This window comes from Thiocapsa sp. UBA6158 (genome assembly GCF_002423035.1).
Taxonomy (GTDB): domain Bacteria; phylum Pseudomonadota; class Gammaproteobacteria; order Chromatiales; family Chromatiaceae; genus Thiocapsa.
Genome location: NZ_DIUM01000047.1, coordinates 113836 through 121257, shown reverse-complemented (window position 1 = coordinate 121257; position 7422 = coordinate 113836). Strand labels below are relative to the sequence as shown.

At 66.8% G+C, this 7422-nt stretch carries 7 protein-coding genes; 5 read left to right on the top strand and 2 right to left on the bottom strand.

Annotation, left to right across the window (positions count from 1 at the left end):
* Positions 1–33 precede the first annotated feature (33 nt).
* Complete coding sequence (locus B4N44_RS07565; protein WP_296698785.1) at positions 34–996, bottom strand: metallophosphoesterase; 963 nt, start codon at positions 994–996, stop codon at positions 34–36.
* Between the two features lie 65 nt (positions 997–1061).
* Between B4N44_RS07565 and B4N44_RS07560 the strand changes: the two genes are divergently transcribed.
* From B4N44_RS07560 to B4N44_RS07545, 4 genes are all read left to right on the top strand, one after another.
* Entirely contained in the window at positions 1062–2057 is a 996-nt protein-coding gene (locus tag B4N44_RS07560; protein WP_296698783.1) for a serine/threonine protein kinase, read from the top strand.
* Positions 2058–2097: 40 nt separating this feature from the next.
* Positions 2098–2976, top strand: coding sequence for an alpha/beta hydrolase (locus tag B4N44_RS07555; protein ID WP_296698780.1), 879 nt, complete (start codon positions 2098–2100; stop codon positions 2974–2976).
* 34 nt (positions 2977–3010) lie between these two features.
* Positions 3011–3337, top strand: a complete 327-nt coding sequence (locus B4N44_RS07550; protein ID WP_296698777.1) for a DUF4342 domain-containing protein — start codon at positions 3011–3013, stop codon at positions 3335–3337.
* 137 nt (positions 3338–3474) lie between these two features.
* Positions 3475–3675: a hypothetical protein gene (locus B4N44_RS07545; RefSeq protein ID WP_296698775.1), complete on the top strand. Its 201-nt coding sequence runs from the start codon at positions 3475–3477 to the stop codon at positions 3673–3675.
* A gap of 209 nt (positions 3676–3884) precedes the next feature.
* On the opposite strand, the gene B4N44_RS07540 is transcribed toward B4N44_RS07545, so the two are convergent.
* Positions 3885–4658, bottom strand: coding sequence for a hypothetical protein (locus tag B4N44_RS07540; protein ID WP_296698773.1), 774 nt, complete (start codon positions 4656–4658; stop codon positions 3885–3887).
* 217 nt (positions 4659–4875) lie between these two features.
* On the opposite strand from B4N44_RS07540, the gene hrpB reads away from it, so the two are divergent.
* Entirely contained in the window at positions 4876–7416 is a 2541-nt protein-coding gene (gene hrpB / locus B4N44_RS07535; protein ID WP_296698771.1) for an ATP-dependent helicase HrpB, read from the top strand.
* The last annotated feature ends 6 nt before the right edge of the window (positions 7417–7422 follow it).

The window sequence follows — 7422 nt, the reverse complement described above, 5'->3', positions numbered from 1 at the left end:
TCAGTTTCGGTCACACCCGGCGCAGCATGTGAATCACTCCATCAACCGATCCCGCGCAATCGGATACATCTCGCCGACCCCGAACGGCTCCTCCGCCTGCGGATCGATACTGATCCAGACCCCGCCGACGACCGGCGAGCCCGGCACCTCGGTGCGCACGAAGCGCTTGAAGGGCTCGCCCGTCGCCGGGTCGATCAGGGGGCGATCGTGCTTGAAGCGATGCGTGTCGCCGTGGATCGCGAGCACCGGGCCGGGATAGGCCCCCATCAGCTCGACAAGCGGACGCCGCAGGCGAACGAAACCACGCGCCGGACGGGCCTTCTCGAATTGCGGATTCGCGTGAAAGACGATGACCATCGCGGTCGCGTCGCGCTCCGCGGCCAGCGCGGTCGCTTGGCGCAGAAAGCGCACGTTCGCGACGTCGCGCGCCTCGAATTCGGCGACCGCAGCCGGGTCGTCCGGCGCATAGCCGTTGTTGCTGCCGACGACATGGATCGTGACGAAGAGGACACCGTCGCGCATGAAGCTGTAGTTCTCCGGATAGTCGGTCGCATCGGCGCCCTCGCCGCGGACGACACGAAGGCGATCGAGCCGCAAGACGCCCGGATCGCCGTAGAAGATCTCGCGCACCCGCGCGAGCCGCTCCAGCGGATCCTCGGCGCCGGCACGCTCGCGATGACAATCGGTCCATTCGTTGTCGCCGGGCGTGAAGACGACAGGCACGGCCCGCGCCCGAAAGAGATCCGCGACCTCCTTGAGATTGACATCCGTGCAGGGGCTGCTGCCGGACTTGATGTCGCCGACATGGATCAGGAGGGCCGTCCCTTCGGCCTCGGCCGTGTCGAAGAGTTCGCGAAGCTGTTCGGTCTCGACGGCGAAATAGGGCAGATCGCCCGTCGCGAAGAAGCGCAGCGTCTCGGCCCGGACCGACGATGCGCTCAGGAGGATGAGCATAGCGGCCGGCCAAATGCCGAGCCGTTTCGGATGTCGATACATGACTTTCGTGCTCCCGTGGCTCCCGTTTCCAGACCCCGCGGATCGGGATCCGTTAGAATCGGGTCATGATAACGCCCAATCCCACCCCTTACGCCGATCTCAGCCCGGATCGCGTGCTCGACGCGGTCGAGAGCCTCGGGTTGGCCACCGACGGTCGCATGCTCGCACTCAACAGTTACGAGAATCGCGTCTATCAGATCGGGATCGAGGATGCGCAGCCGCTCATCGCCAAGTTCTACCGACCCGGGCGCTGGAGCGACGAGGCCATCTTGGAGGAGCACGGCTTCACCCAAACGCTGGCCGAGCATGAGATCCCGGCGGTGCCGCCGTCGATCATCGACGGCCGTACCCTGCACGCCTATGCCGGCCACCGCTTCTCGCTCACGCCTCGGCGTGGCGGTCGCACGCCCGAGCTCGATGACCCGAGCGTCCTGGAGTGGCTCGGACGTCTGCTCGGACGCATCCATGCAATCGGCGCACTCGCCCCCTTCGCACACCGCCCGACGCTCGACATCGCCTCGTTCGGCGAGGAGCCGCGGGCCTTTCTGTTGGAGCACGATTGGATCCCGAAGGACCTGCTTGCCGCCTACGAGAGCGTCGTCGAGCAGGCGCTCGTCGGCGTGCGCGCCTGCTATGCGCGCGCCGGCGCGCCGGCCTTGATCCGGCTTCACGGGGACTGTCATCGCGGCAACATGCTCTGGACGGACGCAGGACCGCACTTCGTCGACTTCGACGACGCGCGGATGGGTCCGGCCATCCAGGATCTCTGGATGCTGCTCTCGGGCGATCGCGAGGAGATGAGCGGGCAGCTCGCCGACGTCCTGGCCGGCTACGAGGACTTCTTCGAACTCGACTACCGCGAGCTTCATCTGATCGAGGCACTGCGCACCCTGCGCATCATCCACTACGCCGCGTGGCTCGCCCGGCGCTGGGAGGATCCGGCCTTCCCCGCCGCATTTCCGTGGTTCGCGGCTCCGCGCTTCTGGGAAGATCATATCCTGCAGTTGCGTGAGCAGATCGCGGCGATGGAGGAAGGACCTCTGTGGGCCAGCCCGCCCTGATGCGGCCACACCCCCGGTCGACCGCCGAGGCATTCTGATCGTGCTCGGACTCCCGCCATCGGTTTCCGGTCTACTGTCCGGTCTCGGCTGGATTGCATCGGCGATCCTGCTTCTGAACGCCGCGATGTGGCTGCTCCAACCCGGCATGGTCTTCTACCCGACCCGTGCGCTCGCGGCGACGCCGGCCGATTGGGGTCTCGCCTTCGAGGACGTCGAGCTGACCGCGGAGGACGGCACTCGACTCCATGGCTGGTACATCCCGCATCCGGACGCGACCCATACCCTGCTCTTCTATCACGGCAACGCCGGCAACATCAGCCATCGCGGCGACTCGATCGCCATCTTCAATCGGTTGGGGCTGTCGGTTCTGATCATCGATTATCGCGGTTACGGGCGCAGCGCCGGACGCGCGAGCGAGGCCGGGATCTATCTCGACGCACTTGCCGCCCACGATTATTTGGTCGAGACGCGCGGGGTCGACCCCACGTCGATTCTCGTCTTCGGACGTTCGCTCGGTGCCAGCGTCGCCGCCGATCTGGCCGCGCGCGTCCCCTCGGGCGGGGTCATCCTGGAGTCCGGCTTCAGCTCGGCACGCGACATGGCGCGGCATCTCTATCCCGGGCTCCACCGCGTTTTGTACCTGCGCTTCAACTTCGATGCCGCCGAGCGGCTGTCGCGCGTGCGCAGTCCGATCTTGGTCCTGCACAGCCCGCACGACGAGATCGTGCCCTACGCCCTGGGCCGGAAGCTGTTCGAGGCCGCGCGCGAACCGAAGCGCTTCGTCGATCTGCGAGGCGACCACAACAGCGGCTTTTTTGCCAGCCAACCCGACTACGAACGCAGCCTTGCGGCCTTTATCGGCTCGCTCGAGCCATCCCAACAGCCCGAAACGAGTGACGAATCGGTCCGAACCCGCTAGGATGCCCGGCCAAACAAGACCGCGGATCCCGACCATGCGATACGACAAGACCGGCAACCGAAGCGGACGCGGCACGACCGAGGAGATCACCGTGATGGGCAGTGCGTTGGTCGAGAAGGTCAAGGACTTGATCCAGGAGGGCAACGTTCGACGTCTGATCATCCGCCGCCCGAGCGGGGAGGCGTTGATGGAGATCCCGCTGACGGCAGGGGTCGGCATTGCCGCGCTCTTGACCTTCCTCGCGCCCGTATTGGCTGCACTTGCCGCCATGGCCGCGTTGATTGCCCAGTTCCGCGTCGAGATTCAGCGCGACCCTTCGGAGCGATTCCGCGACCCGCGCGACATCGACCAGGACGATTAAACCGCGCCCGTTGGGGTATGCGCCGTTTGCGGGAGTGTCTTGGCCGCGCCAGCTCCGACGACTGTCGGAGCTGGCGCGGTTTAAAAAATGTTGAAAATGATTCGAAAACACCCGCCATACAACAGAAGAGAACCGCGATGAACGAAGTCAAGAAGACCGCCGAGTATCGGATCTACCAGAAGAAATCCGGTCGCTATGCCGTGCAGGCCAAGGGCAAGCAATGGCTCCACGGCGAAGACAAGGAGAAGATCCTGCTCGACGAGCAACTGATCACGCGCCTCCGCCCGAAGGCGCCGCCGGCGCCCGAAGCGGCCGAAGAGACCGCAGCCGCCGAGTAACTCGAACGGCACCGAAGCCTAAACCGCGCCCGGTGCGGTATGCGTCATGTGTTGGAGTGGCTTGAGCGCGCCAGCTCCGACGACTGTCGGAACTGGCGCGGTTTAAAGTATTGGAAAAAACTAAACTTCAAACCGCGTCTCACCGAGGTCGAGGACAACACCACAGCCAAACGCAACATGAAAATGCCTCATGTCGCTCTGGGCGCGGTTTAGATGCGTCGCCGTACTCGCACAGGCGCGATCGGCAACATGATCAAGAAGCCGATGCCCGTGACCACAGCCATCCAGGTCGCAAACCCGAAGAGCCGACGCACACTCAGATTGGCCTTGTGGAGCACCTCGAACTCGTCGAGATAGACGGTTTCGCAAGCGCCGTTGCCCGTGTCGTCGCGTGTCAGGCTGGTGCCGCGCGCAGAGCCGTTGCCCAGGTTGACGTACTCGGCCAGCACCCCCTTGAATCGGATCTGATCGCCCGGCTCCGCGGACATCAGGGCGTCCTTGATGGCCCGCTCATCGGTCAGGAGATGGTTGTTGGAGAGTGCATTCATCTTGAATCGGGCGGTGACCGCAGGATCCGACCAGGAGGCCCAGCAGGTCCAGCTGTCGTTGCGGAACTGCATGTCGCGATAGACGCCCGACGCCACATTCTCGCCCCAAACGACACAAAGATCCCGCAGGTTGAGAAAATCCCGCCAGCTCTTGTGATGCCAGATGTTCTTCATCGCGTCGGCATTGCTGTAGCTGACCACGATTCCGTCGAGCGCGTACTCGGCCTTCGGCTCGATCCGGTACTCCTGATCGCGTACCCGCACGGTGAAGGGCTCGCGATCCGTCGGCGTCTGAGTCGGGGCCTCGAGCCTGCTGCGATCGAAGGTCTCGGGCGCCGGGAGGTCATCCTTCTGCCCATAGGTCACCCCGAGCAGCACGAGACTAGCGAGGAAGAGCCATTTGAAGGCCGACTCAAGCAGGCATGTGATCGGCACGTCGATCGACTCCGGTCGTTTCGGGCAGGGTCCGATAAGGTCGAGAATGTCACTCGGCTGCGCTTGCGGCGCGGCGACGCGGGCGTTGGCTTGGGGCAGTGTGCGGCATCACGACAGGGCCAAGTCCGCGTTTTGATCCTATGATCGGTCGGACGCTGAACAGATCCAGGCAAACACCGCGCCTGCTCGACCCCAATCGATCCACTCAACGAGGCCGATGACTTCGAACACGACTCGGGACCCAAGCCTGCCGATGGACCAACTGCCGATCGAGCCCGTCCTGCCGGATCTCCGTGCGGCGCTGCGTTGCGGCCACGCCGTGCTCCAAGCGCCGACGGGCTCGGGTAAATCCACGCGGGTCCCGATCGCCTTGCTCGAAGAAGACTGGCTCGGCGCCGGCCGCATCCTCATGCTTCAACCGCGCCGCCCGGCGGCGCGCATGATCGCCGCGCGGATGGCCGCACTCCTCGGGGAGCCGCTCGGCGAGCGCGTCGGCTACCAGATCCGCTTCGAGCGTCGGATCGGACCCCGCAGCCGCATCGAGGTCATCACCGAGGGCATCCTGACCCGACGCATCCAGTCCGACCCCACGCTCGAAGGGGTCGGACTCCTGGTGTTCGACGAGTTCCACGAACGCAGTCTGCAATCGGACCTGGGGCTCGCGCTCGCGCTGGACCTGGTCGCCGGTCTGCGCCCGGATCTGCGCCTGTTGCTCATGTCCGCGACCCTGGATGCCGAGCCGTTGGCCGGATTGCTGGGCGGTGCGACCGTCATCCGCGGCGAGGGACGGAGCTTTCCGGTCGAGGTCCAGTATGCCGAGCGCGCACCCGGCCCCGATGCGGTCGCGGCGGTGATCTCCGCCGTGCGCTCGGCGCTTGCAAGCCATCCGGGCGACATTCTGGCATTTCTCCCCGGCACGGGCGAGATCAATCGCTGCGTCGCGCGGCTACGCGAGCTGGCGGACGCGCGGACCCAGATCCGCCCGCTGCACGGCAGTCTCCCGACCGACGAGCAGGAGAAGGCGCTGGTCCCGAACGCGGGATCCAACCGGCGTGTGCTGGTCTCGACCGATATCGCCGAGACCAGCCTGACGATCCCGGGCATCCAGGTCGTGATCGACAGCGGCCTGACCCGCAAACCGCGCTTCGATCCGGGCTCCGGGCTCACGCGCCTGGTGACCGAGCCGATCGCGCGCGCCTCCGCCGAGCAGCGCGCCGGGCGCGCCGGACGGCTGGGTCCGGGTGTCTGTTATCGGCTCTGGACCCACGCTCAGGAGCAGGGTCGGCCCGAGCGCCGGACACCCGAGATCCTCCAAGCCGATCTGGCCTCGCTCGTCTTGGAGCTGCGCCTCTGGGGCGTGGCGGATCCGAACGGGCTGCGCTGGGTCGATCCGCCGCCCGGCCCCGCGTGGCAGGCCGCCACGGCACTCCTGACACGCCTCGGCGCCTTGGATGCGCGCGGCGCCATCACCCCGCTCGGCCGAGGGATGGCGGAACTGCCGGTCCATCCGCGACTGGCCGTGATGCTGCTCGGCGCCGCCGAATCGGCCCGCTGCGACGCCGCCGATCTGTGCGCCCTGATCACCGAGCGCGACCCGCTGATCGACACGCCCGGACAACGCCGCCCCGCGGACCTGGGTCTGCGCCTGCAAGCCCTGCACGCCTGGCGCGAGCGACGCCCCGTGCCGGGCGCGGACGCGCGTCGGCTCGCCGCGGCGGATCGGGTCTCGCAACAGTTGCAGCGGCTCACGCGAAAGGCCCCCCCGGGATCGGCCCGGTCGGCGGCCGAGCTGCTCGCACTCGCCTACCCGGAGCGCATCGCACAGCATCGCGAGGGCACCGACGGGCGCTATCGTCTCGCCGGCGGATCCGGTGCGCTCTTGCCGCAGGACGACGCCTTGGCGATCCATCCCTATCTGGTCATCGCCAGCCTCGACGCCGCGGGTGCGAACGGCCGGATCCAGTCCGCACTTCCCATCTCCGAGTCCGAGATCCGCGAATGCTTCGCCGAGCGGATCGAGGTGAGCCGTCGCCTGTCCTGGGACACGCAGCGCGAGGCGGTGGCCGCACGCACCGTCGAGCGTCTGGAGGCGATCACCCTGCGGGCACAACCTGTGCCCTTGGAGGCGACGGACGAGGTCGCCGGCATCCTGCTCGAGCAGATCGCGACCCGATTCGACCAGGCCCTCGCCTGGAGCGATGCCGCGCTCCAGTTCAGCGCCCGGGTCGCGCTGATGCGTCGACTCGAACCCGACGGCGACTGGCCGGATCTCTCGCCCGAGGCGTTGCGCGCGGATCTCCACGCCTGGTTGGTGCACTATTTGAGCGGGATGTCGCGGCTCGCCCAAACCCAAAAGCTCGACCTCATGCCGATCCTCGCCGCGCGACTCGACTGGGGTCAGCGACAACGCCTCGACAACGAGGCGCCGACCCGGATCGAGACCCCGGCAGGCCGGGAGCGAGCGATCGACTATTGTGCCGGCGAGACCCCGATCCTCGCGGTCCAACTGCAGGAGCTGTTCGGCCTCGCCGAGACCCCGCGCATCGCTCGCGGGCGCGTTCCCCTGCTCCTGCACCTGCTCTCGCCCGCGCGTCGCCCGATCCAAGTCACCCAAGACCTCGCCGGCTTCTGGGCACGGGGTTACGCGGAGGTCCGCAAAGAGCTGCGCGGGCGCTACCCCAAACACGCCTGGCCGGAAGATCCGACACGGGCCACACCCGTCGCGGGTGTCCGTCGCCCACGCCGAGCCGAGGGCTGATCGGGA